This is a genomic window from Mesorhizobium xinjiangense (assembly GCF_009749525.1).
In the GTDB taxonomy this organism is placed as follows: Bacteria; Pseudomonadota; Alphaproteobacteria; order Rhizobiales; family Rhizobiaceae; genus Mangrovimarina; species Mangrovimarina xinjiangensis.
Map to the genome: position 1 here is coordinate 101,830 of NZ_WOAC01000002.1, position 26,055 is coordinate 127,884.

Here is a 26,055-nt window from a genome sequence, read left to right on the forward strand (position 1 = left end):
CAACCAATGCTGGATAAGCGCCTTCCCGCACTGCATTGGTCAGACCTGCTGCAATCCGGCGGCCGCGGCAGTGACGAGCGGGCCGGCGCGGGCAACGAATTCATCCGGCTTCCATTCCGCCAGAGAGGCCGCGACATGGATGGCGCCGACCGGTCGGCCCGCACCGTCGAGCACTGCGGCCGCGACGGCAATCTCGCCGATAAGAATCTCCTCAATTGCAAGCGAATAACCCGTCTCCCGCACTTCCTCGATGCGGGCGAGTATCTTCTCGATCTCGACCGTCGTGCGCGGTGTGATCTTGCGCCGGTTGGAACGGTGCAGGATGTCGAGGACCTTTTCATGGTCAAGATGGCTGAGCACTGCGCGGCCGCCGGAGGTACAGAATGTCGGAACGCGCCGACCGATTAGATGAGCATAAAACGTGTCTCGCTTGCTCTGCATGCGCACCACGTAAAGCATTGAAAGATCGTCGAAAAGGCTGAGGTCGACGCGTTCCTTTATGGTCCGGCGCAGGTTGGCAAGGATAGGGACAGCTCGGTTGACGAGGGGGTTGGAGCGAAGATAGTCGAAGGAACGCTCGAGAATGCGCCGACTGGGCGCGACACCGGTGGGCGTCTTTTCCAGATATCCGATATGCACCAGCGTGTGGACGAGACGCTGGGTCGCGCTCTTGTCGAGCCCTGTTGCTGCGGCGATTTCAGAAAATGACATCGGAACGGGATTGTCGGCGAATGCCTCAAGCACCCGGAAGCCACGCGCGAGCGCTTCCACGAACAGCCGGTCATTCTTTGGTTCCAGCATTTCCGTTTCTGTGGTTGGAGGTTTCAATGCGCCGGTATTGCTTGCAGTCACGTTTTCCTCCTAGCGCTGGCCCAGTCATCCGGCTTGCTCATGTGCCACGTTAATCCGGTTCGGTTTGACCATCACGAATACGTTGCATTATATTCGTGCAATGTAATCACATTGCAGAGCGATACGCAAACAATGACAACCTCCGCCGCAGTAGACATCGATGTGACGCAGCTTGCATTCGATGCCCGCAGTATGACGACTGGATTGCGCAAGTGGGTCGAGACAGAAAGCCCGACCTATGATAGTGCAGCAGTCAATCGTATGATGGACGTCGCCACGCGCGAACTAGTCATCCTCGGTGCCGAGATACAGCGTATTCCGGGGACGCTCGGTTACGGCGATTGCGTGAAGGCTAGCTTCGCGCATCCATGCCGTGAGAAACCCGGAATCCTCGTTCTCGGACATCTGGATACGGTGCATCCGCTCGGCACGCTCGATCACTTCGGATGGCGGGAGGAGGGCGAGCGCTGCTACGGCCCCGGCGCGCTCGACATGAAATCCGGCAACTATCTTTCGCTCGAAGCGATCGGCCAGCTCCGCCGGGCAGGGTTCGATACGCCGCTGCCAGTGACGGTCCTTTTTACGAGCGACGAGGAGGTGGGCAGCCCCAGCACGCGGGCACTCATCGAGGCCGAGGCCGCGCGTCATCGCTATGTGCTGGTGCCCGAACCTGCCCGCAGGAACGGCGGGGTGGTCACTGGGCGTTATGCGATTGCTCGCTTCGAGCTCGAGACGCGCGGCCGCCCGAGCCATGCCGGACTACGACTGGGCGAGGGCGTTTCGGCAATTCGCGAAATGGCACACCAGATCATTGCCATTGAAGGGATGACCGATGCCAACGCGGGCTACAGCGTGGGTGTGATCAATGGCGGCCAATGGTCGAACTGCGTGTCGACCACCTGTCGGGCCAAGGCGCTGGTTTCCGCCACGACCGACGAAAAGCTGGCTGAAGCGACCGAGTGTATGAGCGCCTTGAAGCCGGTCGGCGCGGATGTACAGGTGGCCGTGACGCGCGATGTGGTGCGGCCGGTCTGGACGGCGAGCGACGCTTCATGGTCGCTCTACGAGCACGCCGCAGGGCTGGCGCGCGGATTGGGTTTCGAGATTCCCCATCAGAGTTCCGGCGGCGGGTCGGACGGGAACTTCACCGGCGCGATGGGAATCGCTACCCTGGACGGTCTTGGTGCGCGCGGCGACGGCCCGCACACATTGGACGAGCATATCGTGATCGAAAGCCTCGCTGAGCGTGGTCGCCTGATGGCCGCGTTGCTTGCCACGCTCGACGGTACGGTGTGAATTGCGGTTTCAATCCACTAGCCGGCCAATTGCAAAGGCAACGGCAGACAGCCCGCATCTTATCGGCCCAGATTGATCGCAGAACCAAAAGAAGCCCCGCGATGTCGAGGACCCGATTTGTCAGCCGGGCGAACTCGCGCAGCATGGTCGAAAGAACCGACAGCAGCGGCTCGACCATCGCCATCACCTCCGCGTCACCGCCGGCCAGTTCGCGCACACGGCCGGCAAAGGCGCTCCGCGACGGCAAACCCAGCTTGACGCCGGCCTCGCGCTGCATCGCTCGCACGACGTTCTCGATCGAACGCATCTCGTTCAGCACCGTGCGGCGGGCGACCAGCAAAGAGCGCCACAACCGGCATTGCCGGCTCTTCACATGCACCTGCCGGTACCAGCCGGTGCGCATGATTTGCGCCAGCGCGCGGGCATCGTTGCGATCGGTCTTGTTGGGCATCGTCTTCATCGCCGCATTGGCTTGCCGCGTCTCGATGCAGATCGCCGCCAGCCCTTCGGCACGCAGCCCGTCGTGAAGCCACGCCGTCAGCGAGCAAGCTTCCAGCCCGATCCGCTCCAGCGGCAGATCAACTTCCCGCAAGGCTTCGCCTAATGCCCCAGGCTCGCTCGCTGCTCGTGCTTCCTTCACGATCCGGCCGCTCTCGTCGACGACGCAGATCGAAGTCTCTTCCAAGGACACGTCAAGTCCGGCAAAGTACGTCATGGCTGCTCCCTCCCGATGTTTGTGGCGATTCCACATCGACCACGTTCTCACATCACGACAGAAGCAGCCGCCTCATTCGGCTTGGCTCAGACCCCAATCACCCCATCTGCATCAGGTCCATTCAGGCCGCATGCCGATCGCACCGCGCCGTCACGGCCGAGCTCGTCGTGGTCGACAACGGCTCCACCGACGGGACGTCGGACTATCTGGCACGCATTGCGGCAAGGTCGGACATCGCAGTCACCCTCGTTTCGGAACCGAAGCCCGGACTGGCCGCCGCGCGCAATGCCGGGCTGAAGAAGGCTCGTGGCCGCATACTCGTCTTTGTCGACGACGATTGCGAGATCGACCGCAACTATCTCCGCGACCTGGAACGCCATTACGCAAGCGGCGAGACGTGCGTCATCCGGGGCGGCCGTGTCGAACTGGGCGATCCAAAGGACCTGCCGTTCACGATCAAGCGCTCGTCAAAACGCGCCCGGCTCACGCGTGACGTCCATCCCGGCGGCTTCGTGCTCGGATGCAATATGACGATGCATCGCGAGGCTGCAGCTCTCGTGGGCTGTTTCGACGAGCGCTTCGGCGCCGGCGGTCCGCTGCGCTCGGCAGAGGACACGGACTATCTCCTGCGCGCATATCTGCTCGACATTCCGGTGGAGTATGTGCCCGACATGACCGTTTTCCATCATCACCGCCGCAACGCCCGCCAGGCGGTCGAGACGCTCCACCGGGACTACAGCCTCGGCAATGGGGGACTTTGCATGAAGCATGTCCGCCAGGCGCCCTGGCTGCTTCTCCATTTCTGCTGGGCCGTGCGATCGGCCTGTAGGGAATTGGTGGGCGGCCCGCGGTTTGATCCCGACCTGCACCTGTCTCATTGGCCGATCGTGGTCATGAATGTGCTCGGAGCCGCAAGATTCGTCGGGCTGCTGATCACCAGGCGGCCCGAGCGCGCGAAGGTGCGACAGGTGCAACAAGCAACAGCAGAGTTGAGGTGACGCGCGCCATGTTGCGATCAGTATTGCCAGGACTGCCGGTGCTGCGCGAAGCGCTGGGGCGGCAAATGCATCTGCTTCCCGCCGTGGTGGTTCTGGGCCTGGTCGCCTCCACACTGGAAGGTGTCGGTATCGGCCTGGTCATCCCCATGCTGAGCATCATCGTCGGCCAGGAGGATGGTTCACAGATGAGCGGCCTCTCCGCCTTCTTCCAGAAGGTCGGATCAGGGCTCGACAACGGCGAGCGGCTGGTCGTGATTTCCGCCGTCATCCTCGCCTTGATCGTGCTGAAGAACATCCTGGCATTCTCGAACACGGTGCTGACGACATTCATCTATGGAAAGGCGAGCCATGCCATCCGCAGCGCCCTGTCGGAACAACTCCTGAGGGTCGGCTATCCCTTCTTCCTGAAACAGGATCCCGGCCGGCTGCTCAACATCATCTCCAACGAATCCTGGCGCGCCTCGGATGCGGTACAGACCGTCCTTGGCGCAATCGTGAATGCCTCGGCCGCCGTCATTCTGTTGATCTTCCTGCTGCTGCTTTCCTGGCAGATGACGCTGCTGGTCGCGTTCGGCCTCGCCATGGTCCAACTCGCGCATGCCGTTCTGTCGGCCAGCCTGAAAGCGCCGAGCCGCAGCGTTACCTTCAACAACAGCGCGCTCGCATAGAAGATGCTCCATCTCGTGCATGCCGGCCGGCTGATACGAATTTTCGGGCAGGAGCAACAGGAAAAGGCCGTGTTCGACAGGGCATCCGACGCCGTTCGCCGTGCCGGCTTCGTCCTGCAGACGCGTCAGGGTGCCCTGCCGCTGCTGACGGAAGTGCTCCATGCGATGCTCTTCCTGGGCGTGGTTGTGGGCGCCTGGTTCGTCAGTGTGAGCTTCCCGGTCATCGTGGCATTCGTCGTGCTTCTCTACAGGCTGCAGCCGCATATGCGATCCCTGCAAATGGCCTGGAGCCAGTTGCAGGGGTGGAGCGGGTCGATGGAGGAAGTCCGGTGGCTGCTCGATCCGTCGGACAAACCCGAACCGCCCGCCGGCGTCCTCCCCTTCCATGGCCTCAGTCGGGCAGTGAAATTCGACGGCGTTTCGTTCCGCTATCCGGATTCCGGATCCCGCGCGGCGGTGCTGCATTCGGCGCGTTTTGAAATCCGCAAGGGCCGCTCGACGGCGATCATCGGCCGTTCGGGCGCCGGCAAGACGACCGTCGTCAATCTTCTTTGCCGCTTCATCGAGCCCGACGAGGGAAGCATTCTCATCGACGGTCTGCCCCTGAGCCGGATCGATCCGGTCCAATGGCGTGGCCAGATCGCGCTCGCCAGCCAGGAACTCGAACTGGTCGATGGCACCATTCTGGACAATATCACCTACGGCCGGAAACAGGCCACGGCAGCCCAGGCCGAGCGCGCCGCAATATTGGCCGAGGCGCATGAGTTCGTGGAAAAGCTGCCGCAGGGATACCAAACCGTCGTCGGCTACCGGGGCGTCAATCTGTCGGCCGGGCAGCGGCAGCGAATCGCGCTGGCAAGAGCCTTGGTCCGCGACCCCGACATACTCATTCTGGACGAAGCCACGAATGCCATGGACGGCCTGTCCGAGGCCGCGATCGTCGAGACGCTGAGGTCGAGGGCCGGCCGCCGCACGACGATCGTCATCAGCCATCACCGCAGCACGATCTCATTTTGCGATGATGTCGTGATCCTGAGCGCGGGTCGCGTGAGAGGACAGACCCCGCTGGCCGATCTGGGATCGCTGAGCATGGACGAGCTCTATGAGCACCATGGGGCCGATTGATCACAGGTTGCCGTATTGCAGGTCGGCGATCTCTTGCGAGAACCGCCAGACATTGGCGCCGAATATCATGCTGTGCGTTGCAATCCATCTAGGAAGACTGTAGTCGCAGACCTTAATGGACGGCATATCGATGGGGGGGATCGATGAAGCGCCATTGACCCGCGTGTTCGATTGGAGGGTTTTGTGAAAGGCATCATTCTGGCAGGCGGAAGCGGAACGCGCCTCTACCCGCTCACGCTGACAGTGTCAAAACAGATATTGCCGGTCTACGACAAGCCGATGATCTTCTATCCGTTGAGCGTGCTAATGCTGGCGGGCATTCGCGAGATCCTGGTGATATCGACGCCGCGCGATCTCGGTGGCTTCAGGGATCTTCTGGGTGACGGCAGCGAGTTCGGCCTGACGATGTCCTATGCAGAACAGCCGTATCCGAACGGGCTGGCAGAGGCTTTCATCATCGGGCGCGACTTCATCGGCGACGATGATGTCGCCATGATCCTCGGCGACAACATCTATTACGGCGACGGTCTTTCCAACCTTTGCCAGGAAGCGGCCAGGCGAACCAGCGGCGCCTCGGTCTTCGCCTACCATGTGGATGATCCGCAGCGCTACGGCGTCGTCGCATTTGACAAGTCTACGGGAAAGGCTACCTCGATCGAAGAGAAGCCCGAGAAACCGAAATCCAACTGGGCGGTGACCGGGCTCTATTTCTACGACAACGACGTCGTCGACATCGCGTCTTCGATCGAGCCGTCCGAACGCGGCGAGCTCGAGATCACTGCCGTCAACAACGTCTATCTCGAGCGCGGCGCGCTGCACGTTCATCAACTCGGGCGCGGCTATGCCTGGCTCGACACGGGCACGCATGACAGCCTGCACGAGGCTTCTTCCTTCGTACGCACGATCGAACATCGCCAGGGTATCAAGATCGCCTGTCCCGAGGAGATCGCAATGGAAATGGGCTGGCTCGATCCGCAGAATGCGCTGGCGCGCGCCGATATGCTCGGTAAGACCGAATATGCCGCCTATCTCAGGCGGCGGGCGAGGGAAATCTTCGAAGCATGACGACCGTTACACCCCTTGGCCTGGATGGCGTCGTCGAGATCGCGCCGAATAAATTCGGCGACGAGCGCGGCTTCTTTTCCGAAACCTATAATCAGGCGCGCTTCGCCGAAACCGGAATTGAGGTCGATTTCGTCCAGGACAATCACTCCTATTCCGCTTCCCGCGGCGTTCTGCGCGGCCTGCACTACCAACTTGCGCCGCGCGCCCAGGACAAGCTGGTGCGTGTCGTGCGCGGCTCCATTCTCGATGTCGCGGTCGACATCCGCAAAAGCTCGCCAAACTTAGGCAAATGGGTCTCGCTGATCGTGTCGGCCGAAAAATGGAACCAGATCTTCGTCCCCAAGGGCTTTGCCCATGGTTTCGTCACACTCGAAGACCACACGGAGGTCATCTACAAGGTGACGGACTTCTATTCGCCGCAACACGACCGGTCGATTCGCTTCGACGACCCGGCGATCGGTGTCGAATGGCCCTTATCGGCCGGTGAACTGACCCTGTCCGAGAAGGACAGGAACGCGCCAATCCTCGGCGATGCCGAGCTGTTCGATTGACGGGTGGGATTGATGAAGACCATTTTGGTGACTGGAGGGGCGGGCTTCATCGGATCGGCGGTCTGCCGCCATCTTGCGAACAGGCCGGAGATTCGGGTCGTCAATGTCGACAAACTGACTTATGCCGGCAATCTCGCCTCGCTCAGGCCGATCGAGAACCATCCCAATTACGTCTTCCATCAGGCCGATATCTGCGACGACCAGGCAATGCTCGCCATCATGCGCGCCGAGAAGGTGGACGCGGTGATGCATCTGGCCGCCGAAAGCCATGTCGACCGCTCGATCGATGGGCCAGGCGCTTTCGTCGAGACCAATGTCGTGGGCACGTTCCGGCTGTTGAACGCAGTGCTTTCCCATTGGCGCGACCTATCTTCTGAGGGGCAGGAAGCATTCCGCTTTCATCACGTCTCGACGGACGAGGTGTTTGGCGATCTTCCCTTCGACAGCGGCATCTTCACCGAGGAGACGCCCTATTCACCGTCTTCGCCCTATTCGGCTTCCAAGGCGGCATCTGATCATTTCGTGCGCGCCTGGCATGAAACCTATGGCCTGCCGGTGGTGCTTTCCAACTGCTCCAACAATTACGGCCCCTATCATTTCCCCGAAAAACTGATCCCTCTGGTCATCCTCAACGCGCTCGAGGAAAAGCCGCTGCCGGTCTACGGCGCAGGCGCCAATGTGCGCGACTGGCTCTATGTCGAGGATCACGCGCGTGCCCTGGAACTGGCGTTGACGAAAGGGGCGCTTGGCGAAAGTTACAATATCGGCGGACGGGCCGAGCGCACCAATCTGTCGGTCGTCGAGGCGATCTGCGATACCCTCGACGGGATACGCCCGCGCGTGTACGGCAAACGCTATCGCGAACTGATCACTTTCGTCACCGACAGGCCGGGACACGACCGGCGCTATGCGATCGATGCCTCCAAGATCGAACGTGAACTGGGCTGGAAACCGCAGGAGACTTTCGAGAGCGGTCTTGCCCGCACCGTCGGCTGGTATCTCGACAATGACTGGTGGTGGCGCCCGATCCGCGAGGGAAATTATGGCGGCGAGCGCCTCGGCAAGGCAATGGCGGAGGCGCAATGAAGATCGCCGTCACCGGTAGACAAGGCCAGGTCGTCCAGAGCCTTCTGGAACGTGCCGAGGCCCGGCCCGACATGGAGGTCGTTGCGCTGGGCCGGCCGGAACTCGACCTTCTCAAGCCCGATACGATCCGTTCGGCGATTGCTGCCGTCCAGCCCGATATCGTCGTCTCGGCCGCCGCCTATACGGCGGTCGACCAGGCCGAGGACGAGCCGGAGACGGCCTTCGCCGTCAATTCAGCGGGCGCCGGCCATGTCGCGGCGGCAGCGGCTGACCTTGGCGTACCGGTGATCCACCTGTCGACCGACTATGTCTTCGACGGCAAGAAGGCCGAGCCATATACGGAGGACGACCGCCCTGCGCCGCAGGGTGTCTACGGAGCCTCCAAGCTTGCCGGCGAGGAGGCAGTCACAGCCGCCAACCCCCATCACCTCATCCTGCGAACGGCCTGGGTCTACAGCCCGTTTGGCAAGAATTTCGTCAAAACCATTCTAGGGTTGGCCGCCGAACGCGACGAACTGACGATCGTTGCCGACCAGTGGGGCAACCCGACCTCGGCATTGGACATCGCTGATGGCATATTGCACGTAGCCACGCGGCTGCGCGAGGACTCCGATTTCGACGCTTGGGGTATCAATCACCTTGCCGGTACGGGCGAGACGAATTGGGCCGGTTTTGCCCGCCACATTCTGGCAACGAACAGCCATTATGGGGGGGCAAGCGCTACGGTGAAGGACATCGCCACCAGCGACTTCCCAACCAAGGCCAACCGCCCGGCCAACTCACGGCTGGCGACGGGGAAGCTGGCGCGGGGGTTCGGTTGGACGGCACCGAAGTGGGAGAGATCGACGGAAGTGGTTGTGGCGCGGCTGGTGAGCGCAAATGAAAAGGGGACGGAGAACGCATGACCGGTGAGGCCTTATCGAAAGCCGACATTCTCCAAATGCAATTTACGGGAGAGCGCTATGTTCCCGAATTGCAAGGCGAGATCGAGTTAGAACATATCCATCGGTATCTCTTGGCTTGCCAACTCGTAAAAGATAAGTCGGTCTTGGACATTGCCTGCGGCGAGGGGTATGGAAGCGCAATTCTGGCTCGCCATGCAATTCAAGTCTTCGGCGTCGACATCTCGTCCGAGGCGGTAGATCACGCGCGCGGGAAATACTCAGAAGCTGGTATAGAATTCAATGTTGGCTCTTGTTCTTCAATCCCGCTAGAGAACAATAGTGTTGATGTGGTCGTGAGTTTCGAAACGATTGAGCATCACGATGAACATGAGCAAATGATGTCGGAGATCAAGCGCGTATTACGCACTGATGGAGTTCTGATTGTATCGAGCCCAGACAAGCTAGAGTATTCCGAAAAGTCCGGCTACTCCAATCCTTTCCATGTAAAAGAGCTATACAAGCGCGATTTCTTTGAGTTGTTGTCACGGTATTTTAAGAATTTCGATGTTTTCGGACAAAGAATACTATATGGCTCTGCAATAATCTCAGAAAGATCTTCCTCGCGATTCGTCAACTACGACCTATCGGAGGCGCCGAGATCCCCCGACTTTGGAGTAGCAAGGGCGCGGTATCTCATAGGTGTGGCTTCCGATGAGGAGTTGCCCCGAATTGATGGAGGTATGCTTGAGCAGGATATCCAGGCATCTCAGGTGCTGAAGTCCTGGAGGCAACAGCTCGCAATTCGAGAACACCAGCTGCGCCAACAGAAAGGCACCATAGATCGCCTCACTCAGGAACTGGCGGAAACTCGGGAGGCAGCGGCCAATTTGCAAGAGCGCTACGCCGCGCTAGAGGACCGTGTCGAAACTACCATAAAACATGCGAGGCAGGCTGCATTGGAGCGCGACAATGCACGTCAAGCCCTGTCAGCGATCCAGACAAGTGCCTCGTGGCGCGTAACACGACCAATGCGGACGATTAGACAAACGACTACCCAGTTGCGCACCGCAACAGCTGTAGCCTTGAACCTGTTTCGGGAAAGGCAACTGACTGTATCAACGATGCGTAGAGGCATTACGCGTCTTCCCGCTCTGCTGCGCGAAGGTAGGCTCTCCAATCCAAGCAGTCTCGCGGAGATGCTGGAATCCTACTCTCCAATAGAAGCCGATCGTGTACGCAACGCATTCGATTCCGAATACTATCTCCAAAACAATCCGGACGTAGCACAAGCTAAGATTGACCCTTTTGAGCACTTCATGTGTCAGGGCTGGCGGGAAGGACGAGACCCTTCTACAAATTTTTCGGTCTTGTTCTATCTGCGCCGCTATCCCGATATCGCGCGCGCTGGAACAAACCCTTTCGTCCACTATATTCTGCACGGCCAGCGGGAAAAACGTTCTCCATTGCCGCATCAAAAGCGGCTGGAGAGAATGGAATTCCAGCCGAAAATTTCAGTCATCGTTCCAAACTTCAATCATGCGCGTTTTCTTGAAAGGCGTATCGACTCGATACTTGCTCAGAGTTACCGCAATTTTGAGATCATCATTCTCGATGATTGTTCGAGTGACGATAGTCGGAACATAATAGAAAGCTATCGCACCAGATTTCCGAATCTGATCAGGGCGATCTTCAACGAGAAGAATTCTGGAAATGTCTTTCGCCAGTGGCGTAAAGGAGTCGAGAACAGCGAAGGTGACCTCGCTTGGATTTGCGAAAGCGACGATTTCTGCGAACCAGATTTTCTTGCAAATCTGGTTCCCTATTTTCGCGATAGAAGCGTGAATATTGCCTTTGGATGTATTCAGTTCTGCAACAGCGAAGGGAAACCACAAGCCGGACTCGACCAATACCGCGAAGGCGCTGAAGGCGGCATATGGAACGAACCCCTCGTGAGACCAGCGCATCGGTGGTTTGTGGGTGGGTTTGGTGTTAATAACGTCATCGCCAATGTCGGCGGCTGCATCTGGCGCCGCCAGGACCTCCCTTCATCCGTGTGGGAGGAAGCCGAGACTTTTTCCGTTGTCGGTGATTGGTTCTTGTATTGCCATTTGGCGCAGGGGGGGCAGATTGTCTTCGACCCCGCCGCAATCGCCTATTTCCGTCAGCACGGCTCCAACACCTCGGTTTCATCCTTCGTTACACCGCAATACTATGAGGAACACTACCGGCTGATGGCCCTGCTTCGCAGCACTTGGGGTGTGCCGGCCGCAACCGTCGAGAAGTTTGTCTCCAAGGTCGAAACTCAGTACCGGCACTTCAAACTGGAGAAGAAGCTGGGGCCGCTCAGACAATACCTCGACAAAGACAAGCTGCTGACGATCGATCGCCAGAGGCCACATATTCTTATGGCCTTTCTTGGCTTTCATTCCGGTGGAGGCGAAGTATTTCCGATCAATCTTGCGAACGAATTATACGCCAAGGGCCACCAGGTCTCCATGCTGGCCCTCGACATGAGTCATGTGAACCGCGACATGCTGGAATCGTTAAACCCAGCAATCGCCGTTTACGATGCGTCCTGGGTCGCTGAGATCGGTGCAGACCGCTTCCTGTCCGAGGCTGGAATATCACTCATTCATTCGCACATGGTTTCTTTGGAGATTTTCTTGTTTGAACAATGCCGAATGCAGACGAGGATTCCTTATCTTGTTACTCTGCACGGCTCCTATGAGTCTGGTAGCTTGGAGAAGGTGCGCCTGTCGAAGATCGTCCAAAGGGTAACACACTGGGTGTACACGGCCGACAAGAACTTGACGCCAATCGAATCCGTTCCACTCCCGGAGGGAAATCGCACCAAACTTAAGAATGGCATGCCAATCGACCACAGGCCTTTCCCGCAGACACGAGCCCAAATGGGCATCCCAAAGGATGCGATCGTCTTCACTCTGGTCGCTCGGGGCATTCCCCGAAAAGGCTGGAGGGCATCGATCAACGCATTCGCGCAGCTGAGAGACAGGCATCCAGAACACAAGCTCCATCTATTGCTGTGCGGCGAGGGTGAACAGGCTGATCGCCACAAGGAAATTCATGGCACCGACCCAAACATTACATTTCTCGGTTACCAGTCGCATATTCATGGTCTCTACCGACTAAGTGACGTCGCAATTGTCCCAACACGCTTCGCCGGCGAGTCATTTCCACTTTGTGTGATCCAAGCGCTGCAAACCGGAACCCCTGTGATCTCGACCCGCATCGGCGAGATTGCGTCTATGATCGAGCCGCCAAATACTCGCCCCACTGGCATACTACTGGAGCCAGTCCGCGATACTGCGCGATTCACCAAGTCGCTAGAGAACGCAATGGAACTGATGCTGCCTGAAGAATCGAGAATAGAATACTCCGCATCCGCCATCAAGGCTGCGAAATCATATAAGATAGAAAATATTGCAGATGATTATTCATCACTATATTCTTCAATTCTGGAGGCGGCTTTTGAATAAAAAGAGGATAGTAGTTCACATCGGAGCAAACAAAACAGGAAGTTCCGCAATACAGAATTTCATTTCCATAAATGCAAGAAGGCTACGCGATGCGGGTATTGTCGTTCCTGGTACAAACTTCGAACTGTCTGGAAAAATAGACGGGCATCATGTTTGGAGCTTCCAACTCCTATTTGACAATCCGAGCGAAGGTGCAAAAGTTCTTTCAGGCGCCCTACATGACATATTCGCACTTGAACCGAACGCATCTGCAGTGCTTCTTAGCGCCGAAAACCTGACGGCCAATCCGGTCGCTCCTGCTCTTTTCAAGGAGCTGGCGCAGCAGTACGACATTGAAATCGTCATCTATATTCGGCGTCAGGATGACTATTTCACGTCAAGCTGGCAGCAATGGCATTCCAAGACGAATAGCGATTTTTGGGCCTGGGCGATCAGCGCAATCGGCCAATTCGGCAACTGGCGCACCTACTTGGAGAGATGGGAGACAGTCGTCCCGCGAAAAAATATTAAAGTTCGTATTTTTGACCGCAAGAAACTTGTGGATGGCGATGTTGTCGCTGACTTCTACGGCTTACTTGATCTATCGATCCCCTTTTCAGAATTGTCGTATCCCAAAAAGCAAATCAACCCAAGTTACGCCGATGCCGTAATGAACTTGGTTAAAGGAAACAGTGCGATCTTTAGGGATGCGCATGACAATGATTTTTACAATTTCGTGCAGGCAATGACAGGTGACAGGTTTTTTAAGAACAGCAAGGAATCATCGCTTACATTTTCTCAGCGGCACGCTATCGTTCAGAAATATGCTGTTTCGAATCGTTGGGTAAAGGATAGCTATTTTCCCGACACGCCAGGAGAGTTATTCTCACCAGTAGTCGAAGGCGACTATTACCATGTTTCAGATAGCGATGTACAGCGTCAGCAATTAGAATTTCTTACTGAACTTGTATACGGAATGCACAAAAAGGGAAAGAAATGACGGCCAATCAGCTTAAAACCTTTGAAATGGATGGTATTCGTTTCGTCCAGGACAACCGTGCTGGTAAGGATCGCGGAAAGTCCACATGTCACGAATTTATCCTTGTAAAGACAGATATTTTTCTTGATTTCTACAGAGGTCTACGAAGCCGAAAACCAAAACACGTCCTTGAAGTTGGTATGTTTGAAGGCGGCTCTATGGTGCTATTCGACAAGCTTTACAACCCTGATAAGCTGGTGGGCATCGATATCCGCAAATCTATTCCCGCGCTTGATGAATACCGTAGAGACAGGCCATACATTGACACTTTATATGGCGTGTCGCAGGATAGTGCGGACCTTCCGAGAATTCTTAGTCGTCATTTCCCCGAAGGTATCGACCTGATTGTTGACGACGCGTCGCATCACTACACGCTGTCGCGCGACACCTTTCAACTGACATTTCCACTTCTCAAGCCAGGAGGACTATACGTTCTGGAGGACTGGTCTTGGTCACACAAACATTCTTCCCAACTAGAGACGCATCCTTGGCACGACAAACCAGCACTGACAAATCTCGTCTTGGAACTCGTGATAAACATGCCAAACAGTCATCTGATGGACAAGATAACCGTCCTTCGCGATATGGTAGTTGTTGAGAAGGCTGGAGAAGCGAAAGGGACCATCGATCTTGATCGCGGGCATTCGGATTTGCGAGGACGCAAATTGCAGATAATCTAGTTGACTATTCCGACGTCAGACGGCGTTGTTGGGGCGATAGGGTCGTTGCGGCCTGCGCTGCCTCTTCTCTGTAGTCGCCATGCAACTATGTGATTTAGCATGCGGTCACCTACAGGCTAGAGTTACCAGATGTTTGGATGTTTGCGGCATCGAGCAAAGATGTGACCGGGACCTATGCTTGGGAACTATAGAGATATCATCATCCATTGCGGCCTGCACAAGACAGGCACATCCTACCTGCAGCAGATGTTTTTCGCCAATCGCGTTGCGCTTGCTAGGCACTCCATCCACTATCCGTCTTTCAAGTCGCCTGCCGGCGACATTTACGAAGGCAATCACAGCGTCACGGTCGCGGGAATCAACAAATCGCTCCAAGTGGAAGCGACCCTGTCACGGTCACTCGACCTCGAGTCTGATTGTGATTGCCTGCTCATTTCTGGCGAAGGGTTCCTGAAGATCGAGAACCATTCGGCCTTTTTGGAAAGCCTGAGGAGATCAGCGCCAAATGCCAGAATCCAGTTGATATTCTATCTGCGCCGCTTCGACCACCTCATCGAAGGCGTCTACATCCAGCGCGCCAAACAGGACCTGTGCGGCGACATCACGGATGCACCGTATCCGCTGAATTTCAACGATCTGCTTGCACCGTTCATCGCCGCCTTCGGCAGGGACGATGTCATCTTGCGCCCCTACAACAAGTTGCTTTGGACAGACGGTTCCCTCGGTGCTGATTTCCTCGGGGCCATCGGCGCGCCGGAGGCCTGGACCGAGATGGAGCAAGCAAAGGACGATCGGGTCAACGAGGCCTTAACAAGGCCCGAGACGTTCCTGCTGTCCCGGTTGAGATCACCGGCTGCGAAGAAACTTCTTCTGCGACGCTTGGTCGAATATCCGCTTGCTGACTACCGCGACAAGGCTCGGTTCTTCCGTTCTCCGCAGGATCGGCAGCGCATGAACAAGACTCTCGAGGCCGCGAACCAGCATCTCGCCGACGTATTCCGGCTTGGCAGCATCGCGGAATTTCTAAACCTCCACGACTATTCCGACGATCCCGACTGGACACCGTTTGAGCCGTCCCAGGAGAGGTTGATGATCTACCTTGCGGGGTTCGCAGACCAACTCGCGGAGCCGCTATCCGTATTCCCGCGCTTATGACAGAAGCCAAATTGGGCGGAGCAGGAACCAGTGATCGAACTCAAAGATTTCTCCAGATAACCCTATGCTCACCGCCGATCTTGCCGCCTGCGATCAAAGACATTAATATACAGTCAAGAGTTGAAATATGACGTTACCTATGCAAGACGTCTGTTATCGGCACATGGGGACGGCCAATGCAGACAGATCGATACAAGCAAGTAATTGTGCATTGTGGACTTCCTAAGACAGGAAGCTCCTTTTTGCAGCGATTGTTTCTACATAACACTTCTCATTTGGCCCGGCATTCAATCCATTACCCCGCCATAGAGCCATCCAAGCGCCACCAAGGCAATCATAGCATTGCGTTCATCACCTACTCAGCTGGCGAAGATTTTGCTGTGCATATCGCCAAACGGCTCGATTTGGAATCTGAATGTGATACCTTGCTCCTTTCGGCAGAAGGATTTGCCAAGCCCGCGCTCCAGGCACAGGCGGCCGATCGGCTCGTTGCGCTTTTCCCAAATGCTAAAGTCCGGTTCATCTTCTACCTCAGGAGATTCGACCACATCATCGAGAGTGTCTATTCAGAGGTGGTTAAGGTCAATTTTTGTGGCAGCATCAGCGAGGTATTCTATCCGACTAATGTTCTTGCGAAACTCGACCCATTCGTCCGTGCCGTTGGCAAGCCGAACATCGTAATTCGTCCCTACAGCAAGGCACTCTGGCCAAATGGATCCATCGGCGCAGACTTCTTTGCCGCAATTGGACGTCCTGAAGTCTGGCAGGATGTGAATAGCTTGGTGGGGAGCAAGGTCAACGCGATGCTCAGTAGACCCGCAATCCACCTCCTATCTCGTACGCCAATACAGGAGAAGCGATCCGTTCTAAAGAGGATATCCAGCAACCCCACCATTTTGCCGAAGGACCCGGCCCGCTATTTCCGTTCCCCAAGTGATCGCAGGAGGTTCAACAATACATTCGACGCTCACTATCGGCAGGTGGTTCAAGAATTCGAACTCGGCAACGTTAGAGAGTTTTTCGACCTGGAGCGGTACGACGACGACCCGCTTTGGGCTCCGTTTTCCCCTGACGTAAAGGCAATGAAACGAGCATTGAGGCCATCAATCGTTGAGCGCCTCTACAGTCGCGCACAGGTTCTAAACTTGGTCGGCCAAGCCAACTAATGCCCGTTCAAAGCTCGGCGAAATCAACTTCGCAGCTTCGCCACCTACATGCTACATCTGATCGTCATCCCATCCGATGAGTTGCCAAGCGGAACATGGTGCTCGGCTGGCAATACGACGCAGTGATCATTCTTGCCCTGGCTCATGTCAAAACCCGTACCGACCATGCTTACCGCGCCATGTTTGCTGAAACTTCCGCTATGCCTTCCCGGAAAGTGGTTCGAGGCATCCACCCCAGAACTCTGACTGCTTGAGCAATCTCCAGCCTGCTGATGGTGACGTCGGTCTTGCGCGCATCGACGTAGTTGCGCTCGAAGCGGTGACCGGTAACGTCTTCGATTGTCTCAATCACGTCGATTACCGATTTCGTCTCGCCGCTACCGATGTTGAGCACCAATTGCGGAGCAAAGGACAGTTCGACCGACGCAACTATGGCGTCGGTAACGTCCTCTATGAAGACATAGTCGCGCCTGGCGGTGCCATCACCAAGGATACGAACGGGCAATCGCCTTCGATACTGGTCGAAAATGGCTGGTATCAGACCCTGCCCTTTACGGAATTCCTGGCCGGGGCCATACGGGTTTGCCAGACGCAAGATGACATACTCAAGCCCATCCACATGGCCATGCATCTGGATGTATTTCTCCACGATGAGCTTTGTCAGCCCATGCGAACTTATTGGATCGGTTGGCGCAGTCTCGGGCGTGGGGACCGGCGCTTCTGGACCGTACACCGTACCGCCGGAAGACAGGAATATGTAACGCTTCACGCCGGCCTTTACGCAATTTCGAAGGAATTCGACGTGCGGGACCACATTTTCGTTAATGTCAGAGACAGCGTGATCGTTTCCAAGCCCTGGGCTTGATGTACTTACAAGCTGTACAACGGTTTCGATACCCTGTAGTGATGAAGCCATCGCGATCGGCTGGCGCAGGTCGGCTTCCTCACGCTCGAGTCGGCTTTCAAACTCTTCGATGAATGGCTTGTCGTATCGCCGGGAAACTGCCCGAACAGGGTGGCCGGTCGCGACGAGACGCCTGACCAGATGACGGCCGATGAAACCGTTTGCGCCATAGACTCCGATCATGTCGCGCCGTTCCTCCCTTCAAAGAAGTCATCCGACGATCCGAAATAGTTTGACCTTCCGTTCCCCAATTCCAGCACCTTATTGCACGTCTTACTCAAGAGCCCGTGATTGTGGCTCGCTAGTACGATGATGCCCGCCTTCTCGGCCAATTCGCCCATGCGCGCCCTCGCCTTTTCCTGAAAGGCCGGGTCGCCGGCGCCGATCCATTCGTCCATGAGCAGGATTTCCGGCTCCATGGCCGTTGCGATCGAAAAGGCGAGGCGTGCGGCCATGCCCTGGCTGTAGCTCTTGAATGGCAGGTCGATGAAGTCGCCGAGCTCGCTGAACTCGATGATGTCTGCCATGCGCCCTTCGATCTGCTCGGGGCTCCAGCCGTTGATAAGGCCGCGCAACTCGATGTTGCGCCGGCCGGTCGCCTCGCGTCGGAAGCCGAGATTGATATTGAATAGAGCGTCAACCCGACCGTCGATGTCGACCGTGCCGGACGTCGGCTCATAGATGCCATAGAGCACCTTCAGGAGCGTTGTCTTGCCCGCGCCATTTGAGCCGACGAGGCCCAGCCGGTCACCGGCTTCGAGCGCGAAGCTGACGCCATCTAGTGCTGTGACGAAGCGTGTGCGCCCCTTGCCGCCGATGCGTCCGCCCGCAGGTATGCGATTGTCACGCGGCCTGAAGGTGAGTTTTTGGCGCAGCCGGTAGATAAGGCTGAGGTTCTCGACGCGAATGGAAACCATTACAGAACGAAGACCACCTGTTTGCGCAGCCGCCCGAGCAGGATGAGCGCCACACCCCACAACAATGCGCTGATAATGGCGCAAAAGATGAAGGAACGCACCGGCACATTGGCGGCGATGATGGGGATCCGCACGATCTCCAAGAAATAGGTGAAGGGGTTAAAGTAGTAGAAGGCGTTGCGGATGCCGTGGCCGCCGGGCGTCCAGAAGACGGGGGTCAGGAACATGCCGATGCGCATCAGATTCGACACCAGGAACTGGCTGTCGGGAAAATAGCCGCCGAGAAAGGCGAAGGTGGTAATCGCTGCCGGAGCGGTGAATATAATGAGGAGAACAGCCAGCGCCGACCACGCCCACATCGGCGTGAATGCAACGTCGCTCATGGCGAGGATCGCCAGGCATCCGATCAGCGCATAACCAGCCCGCATGACCGATTGGGTCGCCATGCGCATGATATAGACCGACAAAGGCAGGGTCGTTCCCTTGATGAAATTCTCCTCGCGCACGAACAATGTGACGCTCTGGGTCAGGGTCTCCATGATGTAGAACCAGACGAGCAATCCGGTGGCCACATAGGCGGCATAATGCGGTGCGCTGGAGTCGCCGCGCTGGAAGACGAAGATGAAGGTTCCGGCGAAGGCGAGATAGTTGAGGAGCAGCCAGACCGGCCCAAGTGCCGTGCGCCGATGCTGGTCGCCGATATCTTCCTGCGCCAGCGCCATCCATACCCGCCTCATCTTGAGGCCGGCGCCGATATCCGCGAGCGCGCTTGCAATTACCTTGGCCATTCGTCCTCACGTAAAGGGCTGCGGGCAGGTAGCATAGGCAGGACGGATTGCAAAGCGCATATCCAGACAGAATCCGAGCCGTATTGGCCATCGTCTTCACCGACGATCTACAACCCGCGCAAGTCATCAAGGTGCTTGACGAGACGGCGCGCTACGTTGCGCGCACGGTGGTCGCAATTTGTGCCATCACCAATCCCGGCAAGGTGGTGCTTGGCGGTTCGATCGGCGGTCGGGCCGAACTCGTATCGGCGTGCGCGCGTTGCTGCCGCTGTGTTTCCCCAACCCTGTCGAAATCGGCACCTCGGAACTCGGCACCAAGGTTGCAATCGGCGGCGCGGCGGTTGGCCTTACCCATCCTCATGCAACCTTGTTTCCCGGCGCGGCGATCACCTTGCCGCCGGCCAATGTGGTAAGCTGGTGGAGGCCGACGCAATGAATGCTGACGATCTCATGATTTAGAGGCGGTCTTCTCCGTAGACGATCTCGCCGTCCAGGATCGTCGCGACAGCACTGATGTCGGCGATTTTGTCGTCGGGTACCGACATGATGTCATCAGAAAGCACGGCGATGTCGGCTCGCTTGCCAGGCTCGATCGAGCCCTGTTCATCCTCGACACCCATTAGATAGGCGCTGCGGATAGTCCACAGCTTGAGCGCTTCCTCACGCGAAATCGCCTGCTCCGGACCGAGAACATCTCCATTGAGGAGTTCGCGCGTCACCATCCACGAGATGGAGTAGAAGGGATTTGCGGGCAGGACAGGGGCGTCTGTTCCGCCGCTGGTCTCCACGCCGGCATCGAGCAATGAACGGATTGGAATCGCATAGCCGGCACGCTCATCGCCCCAATAGCGCAATTGGTTGTGCCCGAGTAGGAAGGCATGGTCCTGAACGGTGGCCAGGATATCCATATCCTTCATGCGCTGCATCGCTTCGTCGGTGGGCAGGAATATGTGCATGATGGCCCACCGATGATCTTCAACCGGGATCTCCTGATCGACCTTTTCGATTGCATTGAGGGCCGTATCGATCGTCTCGTCGCCAACAGCATGGATTTGAGCCTGCCAGTTGTCTTTCGCGACCATGCTAAGTGCGTTGACCAGTTCTTCCTCTCCACCCTTCGGGAGGAGCAACACGCCCCGGTAATTCGGGTCCGGCTGCTCGCCTTCGACGACTTGATACGGCTTGTAGAGACGTGCGCCTTCCACGCCGCCATCGAGCAGATATTTCACACCATCTATCGAAAGCATGCCGTCGTTGCCGCTGCGATCGTAGGTGTCGACAAAATGCTGCGCACCTTCCATGCCCTGTATTCGATAGAGCATATGCGTGCGTACCGACATTTCGCCTGCCTCATGGAGCTGCCGATAGGTCGCGATCTGATCGTCATTGAGGCCGGGCTCCACAACGCCAACAACGCCGTACGCGTTCAGCTGGGCCATGAAGTCCTTCAGCAATTCTGTCTGTTCCGCGATCGAAGGCGGGGGCGGCAACACATCTTCAACGAGCTCGGTCGCGTGCTCGAGCAGCACACCCGTCGGTTCGCCGTTCTCATCGCGCACGATGACACCGCCCTCGGGGTCCTCCGTTTCAGCCGTTATCCCGGCGAGTTCCAATGCCGCTGAATTCACGGTTACGACGTGCCCGCCTCTGGGAATGAAGACAGGATTGTCCGGGGAGACTTCATCGAGTTCTGTTCGAGTAGGCAGCCGGCCTTCCTCCAACGTGCTCTCATGCCAGGCGCTGGAGGCCTGGACCCACTCGCCCGGCTCGGCCTGTTCAACGCGACTGCCGATTGCGTCGACAACATCCGCAATCGACCTGGCTTCGAGCAGCGAGACGAGCGGCGCATTCAGGGCTGCGCGGTTCTGGTGAAGGTGGTTATCGAGCAGACCAGGAATGGCCGTCTTGCCCTGGAGGTCGATGACCCGAGTATCATCGTCCTTGTAAGTCGCTATCTCCTCGTCCGACCCCACGGCAACAAATTTGCCATCATCGATCGCCACGGCCGAAGCGGCACTGAACTCACCATCGACCGTCAGGATATTTCCGTTTCGTAGGATCATGTCAGCGGCCTGGTCGGACGCACCGTCCTGAGCGTGTGCGCTACCAATGCCGACAGCGCTCACAAAACTGAGCAAGGCCATTTTCCTGAGAAAGGTATGAACCGTCATATTCGTTCCTCCCATCAAACTCCATTGCTTTAAGTTTAAAGCTTTTGGCATTGGAGGTACGAAGTCAAGGCGACAGTATTGGGCCAGAGCTGTCGCGAGCGTTCAAAATTTCATGCATAACCTACTCTCCAAGGAAGAGGCGGTCGACCTCCGGGTCGGCGGCAAGGTTGGCGCCGTGTCCGGCACGGGCAAGCTGGCCGGAAACCAGCACATAGCCGACATCGGCAAACTCCAGGCCATTCTTGGCGTTCTGCTCGACCATGAGGATCGACTTGCCGTTGCGCCGCTGGAGATCCTGCAGGATCGCGAAGATCATGTCGATGAATCGCGGCTCGAGCCCGATCGAGGGCTCGTCGACACGCTCCGCCGGAATGTTTCGTGGCGCGGTCTGGCCCCGAGTCAGGTGGCGCATGCGGACGACGAAGAGAGCTTCAGACGGCGACCGAAACGGGTTCGGGGCCATCTTCGGCAATGGGGCGGTCGAGCTTGCTCATCGCGCCGACTGCCGCCTTCTTGTCGTCGTGTTCGATCGCCTTGGCAAGTTGCTCGATCGTCCAGGTGATTTCGTGCCAGTTGAAAACGCCCGTGCGCAGTCCGAAGACCTTGGGCACGTCGATCGATATCACCTTTTCGCCCTGTGCGCTGAGCGCTTCATGCAGCTTTTCGCCCGGGCGGATGCCGGTGAACTTGATCTGGATGTCCTTGTAGGGCCTCTTGCCGGCCAGACGGATCATCGTCTCGGCGACATCGAGGATCGAGACCGGCTCGCCCATGTCGAGCATATAGACGCTGAAATCGTCGAAACGGGTGCGGGTCTGCGAATCGGCGGCCGCCATCAACACCAGATCGACGGCCTCTCCGATCGTCATCAGATAGCGTGTCATCGCCCGGTCGGTGATGGTGACCGGACCGCCGGCCTGGATCTGCTTGTGGAATATGGTCGCCACCGACCCGTCGCTGCCGAAGACATTACCAAAGCGCACCGCCACGAAATTGGTGCGCTTCTGGCCGGATTTACGCGGTCCAGGTTTCGTATAGTGCAGCGCGCTGACGATCTGTTCGGCAAGGCGTTTCGTCAGGCCCAGCATCGAGGTCGGATCGGCCGCCTTGTCGCTGGAAATCATGACGAAATGAGGCACGCCGCATTCGGCTGCCACCTCGGCGCAGGCGAGCGTGGCAAAAAACATTCGTCTTGATCGCCGACTCCCAGTTTTGCTCCAGGATGGGCACGTGTTTCAGCGCGGCGGCGTGAAAGATCATATCCGGTCGGAATTCGTTGACGATGCGGGTGAATTGCTGCCGGTCGCCGATATCCCCACGTGCGAGCGCCATCCACACGCGGCGCAGCCTCGGTCGTTTGGCCCGACGTAGAAGACGGGCGAGCGGTTCGTGTCGACGTCGTAAAATGCCATGGATGGGCAACTGGCTGCAGCACCAACAATTGCTGGGTCATTTGTCAGTTGCAAAGCGCTCGAGCATGCCGACATCGCCGACCTGGCCACCCTTGAGAAGGAGAAGCGTTCCGTCAACGTCACATCCAGCCGCATCCCCGCGGCAGACAGCCACGCCAGCGCCCGCGCGTTCGACAAAGGAAAGGCTCCGGAAACCAAGACGTTTGACGACCGCGCTGGATGTGTCTCCGCCGGCGACTGCGATGGCGGCCACCTGCTGGAGTTGCACGATCGTCGCCGTCAGGGCCGCTAAACGCTCGGAGAGTGCCGCGGACGCCAGGCCGTAGTCGAGATCGGGCCGGAGATGGATGAGCACGTTTCGACCCGAGGCAAGCAGTTCTGCGCAGGATTTTGCAAAGCGTGATTGGCCGGCTTCGAGATGATCGCGATGAAGCGGCAGGCACTTATAGCTTGTTGCCGCTGCGACCTGAGCGGCAGTCGCCGAGGACCGGCTGCCGGCTACCGCCAGACGTGGACCGTCGGCTCGTTTGGTTGCGCTTTGTAAAGGCGTCGCGTCGGACGGCGGATAGAGTGCTTCGGCAACGCTGCTGGCGCCAATGAGGAGCAGCGGTGCGGCTTCGGTGTCGATCCGGCGCAGGATTTCACCGATCCGCTCCATATCGGTGAGGTCGAGCCCGTCGATCAATACGCGGCCCGAGAGCCTGATCGTCTCTGCCACCTCGTTCGATGCAGATTGCAGTTGTGACCGGCTGATGAGATCGATCTTGTCGAGACCCTGCCTGCGCAGATGTATACGCAAGTTCGCTTCGTCCATCGGCGTCACCGGGTGCCGGCTCATGATCGGGTGTCGGTCGATCCGATATGTCTTACCATCCGGCGCGCGAGCGAATAGGGTCCCGAACACGCAGTAGCGGCCGAGGCTCGGCTGGCCGCCAAGGACGATCGTGCGGGAGGGCGCGAATGCGGCTTCAAGTGCCAACACCGCAGCGCCTATGCTGCCGACATGCGGCGCGGAATCGAAGGTCGAGCAGACCTTGTAGTGAATGTAGCGCGGCGCCAGACCATGCATTGCTTGCGCCAATAAATTGAGCCGCAGCGTTGCTTCTTCGGGCGAGCGGGCCCGCAAGTCAGTCGCGATACCGACCGCATCGAGGCCTGCAGTCTCGCTCTCCTCGGGCGCGTCGAGAAACAGGCGGGCCCTGGCGCCACGCTCGGCCAACGTGGCGAGCGTGTCGGAGGCGCCGGTGAAATCGTCACCGATGAAAACGGTGTCGGCCATGTCAATGGCCGAAGAAGTCGATCGCGGCCGCCAGTTCCGGCCTGTTGGCCGCCGCGGTGTCGAGATCTTCGCCGGCCGCGACTGCATCCCAGGCTTGCCGCAGGCTTTTCACGCCCGCCGCCGGTCCGTCCGGATGGGCGAGGATGCCGCCGCCCGCCATGAACAGGAAATCGCCGGAACCCGCTGCCTTTGCCGTGACCGGCAAGGTCCCCGCCCACTGTCCGGACGAGAATGCCGGCATCACCGCATCCGAAGCATCTGGAGCATCGACGGCCAGCGGTTGAAGGCAGCGGCGTGCCGCCGCCTCGACCTCTTCGGCCCGGTCGGAGAACTTGCCGCCGATGCCATGGACATGCATGTGATCGATGCCGGCGAGGCGGTAGAGCGCCTGATAGGCGTCGAAACCGATGCCCAGCAGCGGATGGCGGGCGAAGGCGCCGAACCCGTTGCGGTGGCCATGAACCGCCAGGGGCGTGGCGCGGCGCAGCGATTGCATGGCCGAGAGCCCGCACCAGTTGAGGCTTGCCATCACGCAGGTGCCGCCTTCCTTTTCGACGAGATCGGCATGATGGCGCATGGCGTCCGTTTCGTCGGTTATGTTGAAAGCCACCATGACGTTTCGGCCGGTGCGGTCGCGAAAGGCCCGCACCCTCGCCATCACTGCCGGCACGCGTTCCGCGAGCCGCGCATGGTCGGGGTCGGCACAGATCTCGTCGTCCTTGATGAAGTCGACGCCGGCCTCGCATAGCAATTCGGCCAGATCGGCTATCTCGCGGGGGCGCATGCCGACATTGGGTTTGATGATCGTGCCGAAGAGCGGCCGCTCATATGCGCCGACGCGTTTGCGCGTGCCTTCGATGCCGACAAGAGGCCTTTCGAAGCGATCGCGGTAAGCCTGCGGAAGCGCCACCTTGATGAGACGCAGCCCTGTCACCTCGCCAAGATCGTAGAGATTTCCGGCAACGGTGGCGGCAAGTGTCGGAAGGTTGGTGCCGATGTTGGCGACCGGGTAGGCAATGCGGACAATTGCCCGCCGCCAGGGGCCCGGTAATTGCTTGCGTTCGAGATATGCGCTCGACAGGCTTGGCGATGAGGCGCCTTCAATTTCCTCGACGGACAGGACTTTCGCCGCAGCGCGTTCCCGCAACGCATCCGTTTCGCCGGCAACGCGCACGAAAGTGCCGCTCGACTGTTCGCCGGCCATGATCGCTGCCACCCTTTCCGGGTCCAGCGGGGTCTCGACGAGATAGCTCGCTTCGATCGTGTCAGGGCGCATGGCTTGCCTCAAATAGCCGATAGATCGGGGAAGGGGCGTATTGGGTCGCTGCCGTCCCAATCGTCCGATGCCGCCCGTATCATGTCGAACATGCGGCCTTTCGGGCCCACGACCTCGGAGAGCTCGATCACGGTCCCCGGGTGCGCTTCGCGATCGAAATAGACGAAACGGCCGTTCTCGCCGACCTTGCCGCTCATTTTCGGGCGAAAACCGTCGGCCTCCATGCGGGCGAGATCACGGTCATAATCCTGGGTCCAATAGGCGACATGCTGCAGGCCACGATGGCCGGCCTCGCGAAAGTCGCGGTACATCGACGGCGCATCGTTGCGGCACTGGATCAGTTCGACCTGGATGAAACCGCTGTTGGCGAGCGCGACCGAATTGTGCGGTTCGTACGCCTTGCCGTCGTAGCAATAGTCCTCAATCGGCACTTTCGGGTTGTAGAACCACGGGCCGACGCCCATCATCTTGTGCCAATGCGTCATGGCCGATTCGATGTCGTCGACGACATAACCGAGTTGGCGGATAGCGCCCAGAAACCTGCTCATCAGA

General features: G+C 58.2%; 21 protein-coding genes and 3 pseudogenes. 12 read left to right on the forward strand and 12 right to left on the reverse strand.

Annotation, left to right across the window (positions count from 1 at the left end; genetic code table 11):
* Positions 1–39: 39 nt before the first annotated feature.
* A complete protein-coding gene (locus GM909_RS02755; RefSeq protein WP_157014686.1) occupies positions 40–801 on the reverse strand; it encodes an IclR family transcriptional regulator in 762 nt (253 codons plus the stop codon).
* Between the two features lie 207 nt (positions 802–1,008).
* On the opposite strand from GM909_RS02755, the gene GM909_RS02760 reads away from it, so the two are divergent.
* A complete protein-coding gene (locus GM909_RS02760; protein WP_157014940.1) occupies positions 1,009–2,148 on the forward strand; it encodes a M20/M25/M40 family metallo-hydrolase in 1,140 nt (379 codons plus the stop codon).
* Positions 2,149–2,161: 13 nt separating this feature from the next.
* Here GM909_RS02760 and GM909_RS02765 read toward each other — a convergent pair.
* Positions 2,162–2,863, reverse strand: a pseudogene (locus GM909_RS02765) (IS110 family transposase); the annotation flags it as partial.
* A gap of 74 nt (positions 2,864–2,937) precedes the next feature.
* On the opposite strand from GM909_RS02765, the gene GM909_RS02770 reads away from it, so the two are divergent.
* The 11 genes and pseudogenes from GM909_RS02770 (at position 2,938) to GM909_RS02820 (ending at position 16,756) form a co-directional block, all read left to right on the forward strand.
* Positions 2,938–3,861, forward strand: a complete 924-nt coding sequence (locus GM909_RS02770) for a glycosyltransferase family 2 protein (RefSeq protein ID WP_235911628.1) — start codon at positions 2,938–2,940, stop codon at positions 3,859–3,861.
* Between the two features lie 8 nt (positions 3,862–3,869).
* Positions 3,870–5,654, forward strand: a pseudogene (locus tag GM909_RS02775) (ABC transporter ATP-binding protein).
* 183 nt (positions 5,655–5,837) lie between these two features.
* Positions 5,838–6,719 carry a glucose-1-phosphate thymidylyltransferase RfbA gene (rfbA, locus tag GM909_RS02780; protein WP_157014687.1) on the forward strand — a complete coding sequence of 294 codons (882 nt, stop codon included), beginning with the start codon at positions 5,838–5,840 and terminating at the stop codon, positions 6,717–6,719.
* Complete coding sequence (gene rfbC / locus GM909_RS02785; RefSeq protein ID WP_157014688.1) at positions 6,716–7,270, forward strand: dTDP-4-dehydrorhamnose 3,5-epimerase; 555 nt, start codon at positions 6,716–6,718, stop codon at positions 7,268–7,270. Before rfbA ends, rfbC begins: the two co-directional genes overlap by 4 nt.
* 12 nt (positions 7,271–7,282) lie before the next feature.
* Positions 7,283–8,356, forward strand: a complete 1,074-nt coding sequence (gene rfbB / locus GM909_RS02790) for a dTDP-glucose 4,6-dehydratase (protein ID WP_157014689.1) — start codon at positions 7,283–7,285, stop codon at positions 8,354–8,356.
* Positions 8,353–9,261: a dTDP-4-dehydrorhamnose reductase gene (gene rfbD / locus GM909_RS02795; protein ID WP_157014690.1), complete on the forward strand. Its 909-nt coding sequence runs from the start codon at positions 8,353–8,355 to the stop codon at positions 9,259–9,261. Before rfbB ends, rfbD begins: the two co-directional genes overlap by 4 nt.
* Positions 9,258–12,737, forward strand: a complete 3,480-nt coding sequence (locus tag GM909_RS02800; protein WP_157014691.1) for a glycosyltransferase — start codon at positions 9,258–9,260, stop codon at positions 12,735–12,737. The genes rfbD and GM909_RS02800 overlap by 4 nt, the downstream gene beginning before the upstream one ends.
* A complete protein-coding gene (locus GM909_RS02805; protein ID WP_157014692.1) occupies positions 12,730–13,716 on the forward strand; it encodes a hypothetical protein in 987 nt (328 codons plus the stop codon). Before GM909_RS02800 ends, GM909_RS02805 begins: the two co-directional genes overlap by 8 nt.
* A complete protein-coding gene (locus GM909_RS02810; protein ID WP_157014693.1) occupies positions 13,713–14,435 on the forward strand; it encodes a class I SAM-dependent methyltransferase in 723 nt (240 codons plus the stop codon). Before GM909_RS02805 ends, GM909_RS02810 begins: the two co-directional genes overlap by 4 nt.
* Before the next feature lie 174 nt (positions 14,436–14,609).
* Positions 14,610–15,590, forward strand: a complete 981-nt coding sequence (locus tag GM909_RS02815) for a hypothetical protein (RefSeq protein ID WP_157014694.1) — start codon at positions 14,610–14,612, stop codon at positions 15,588–15,590.
* A gap of 176 nt (positions 15,591–15,766) precedes the next feature.
* A complete protein-coding gene (locus GM909_RS02820; RefSeq protein WP_157014695.1) occupies positions 15,767–16,756 on the forward strand; it encodes a hypothetical protein in 990 nt (329 codons plus the stop codon).
* Between the two features lie 169 nt (positions 16,757–16,925).
* On the opposite strand, the gene GM909_RS02825 is transcribed toward GM909_RS02820, so the two are convergent.
* The 10 genes and pseudogenes from GM909_RS02825 to GM909_RS02870 all read right to left on the reverse strand — a co-directional run bounded on the left by GM909_RS02825 (position 16,926) and on the right by GM909_RS02870 (position 26,051).
* Positions 16,926–17,843 carry an NAD-dependent epimerase/dehydratase family protein gene (locus tag GM909_RS02825; RefSeq protein WP_157014696.1) on the reverse strand — a complete coding sequence of 306 codons (918 nt, stop codon included), beginning with the start codon at positions 17,841–17,843 and terminating at the stop codon, positions 16,926–16,928.
* Positions 17,840–18,577 (reverse strand): ABC transporter ATP-binding protein, encoded by a 738-nt coding sequence (locus GM909_RS02830; RefSeq protein WP_157014697.1) that lies wholly within the window; start codon positions 18,575–18,577, stop codon positions 17,840–17,842. The genes GM909_RS02825 and GM909_RS02830 overlap by 4 nt, the downstream gene beginning before the upstream one ends.
* On the reverse strand, positions 18,577–19,365 hold the full coding sequence (locus GM909_RS02835; protein WP_235911597.1) for an ABC transporter permease: 789 nt from the start codon (positions 19,363–19,365) through the stop codon (positions 18,577–18,579). The genes GM909_RS02830 and GM909_RS02835 overlap by 1 nt, the downstream gene beginning before the upstream one ends.
* Positions 19,366–19,820: 455 nt before the next feature.
* Positions 19,821–21,536, reverse strand: coding sequence for an amidohydrolase (locus GM909_RS02845; RefSeq protein WP_198174102.1), 1,716 nt, complete (start codon positions 21,534–21,536; stop codon positions 19,821–19,823).
* 121 nt (positions 21,537–21,657) lie between these two features.
* Positions 21,658–21,948 carry an ATP-binding cassette domain-containing protein gene (locus tag GM909_RS02850; protein ID WP_198174103.1) on the reverse strand — a complete coding sequence of 97 codons (291 nt, stop codon included), beginning with the start codon at positions 21,946–21,948 and terminating at the stop codon, positions 21,658–21,660.
* 19 nt (positions 21,949–21,967) lie between these two features.
* On the reverse strand, positions 21,968–22,723 hold the full coding sequence (locus GM909_RS02855) for a polysaccharide biosynthesis protein (RefSeq protein WP_328600439.1): 756 nt from the start codon (positions 22,721–22,723) through the stop codon (positions 21,968–21,970).
* Positions 22,724–22,760: 37 nt separating this feature from the next.
* Positions 22,761–22,958 (reverse strand): annotated as a pseudogene (locus tag GM909_RS26375) (polysaccharide biosynthesis protein); the annotation flags it as partial.
* Between the two features lie 27 nt (positions 22,959–22,985).
* Positions 22,986–24,314 (reverse strand): four-carbon acid sugar kinase family protein, encoded by a 1,329-nt coding sequence (locus tag GM909_RS02860; protein ID WP_157014699.1) that lies wholly within the window; start codon positions 24,312–24,314, stop codon positions 22,986–22,988.
* On the reverse strand, positions 24,229–25,503 hold the full coding sequence (locus tag GM909_RS02865; protein WP_157014700.1) for a ribulose-bisphosphate carboxylase large subunit family protein: 1,275 nt from the start codon (positions 25,501–25,503) through the stop codon (positions 24,229–24,231). The genes GM909_RS02860 and GM909_RS02865 overlap by 86 nt, the downstream gene beginning before the upstream one ends.
* An 8-nt stretch (positions 25,504–25,511) precedes the next feature.
* On the reverse strand, positions 25,512–26,051 hold the full coding sequence (locus GM909_RS02870; RefSeq protein WP_157014701.1) for a VOC family protein: 540 nt from the start codon (positions 26,049–26,051) through the stop codon (positions 25,512–25,514).
* Between the last annotated feature and the right edge of the window lie 4 nt (positions 26,052–26,055).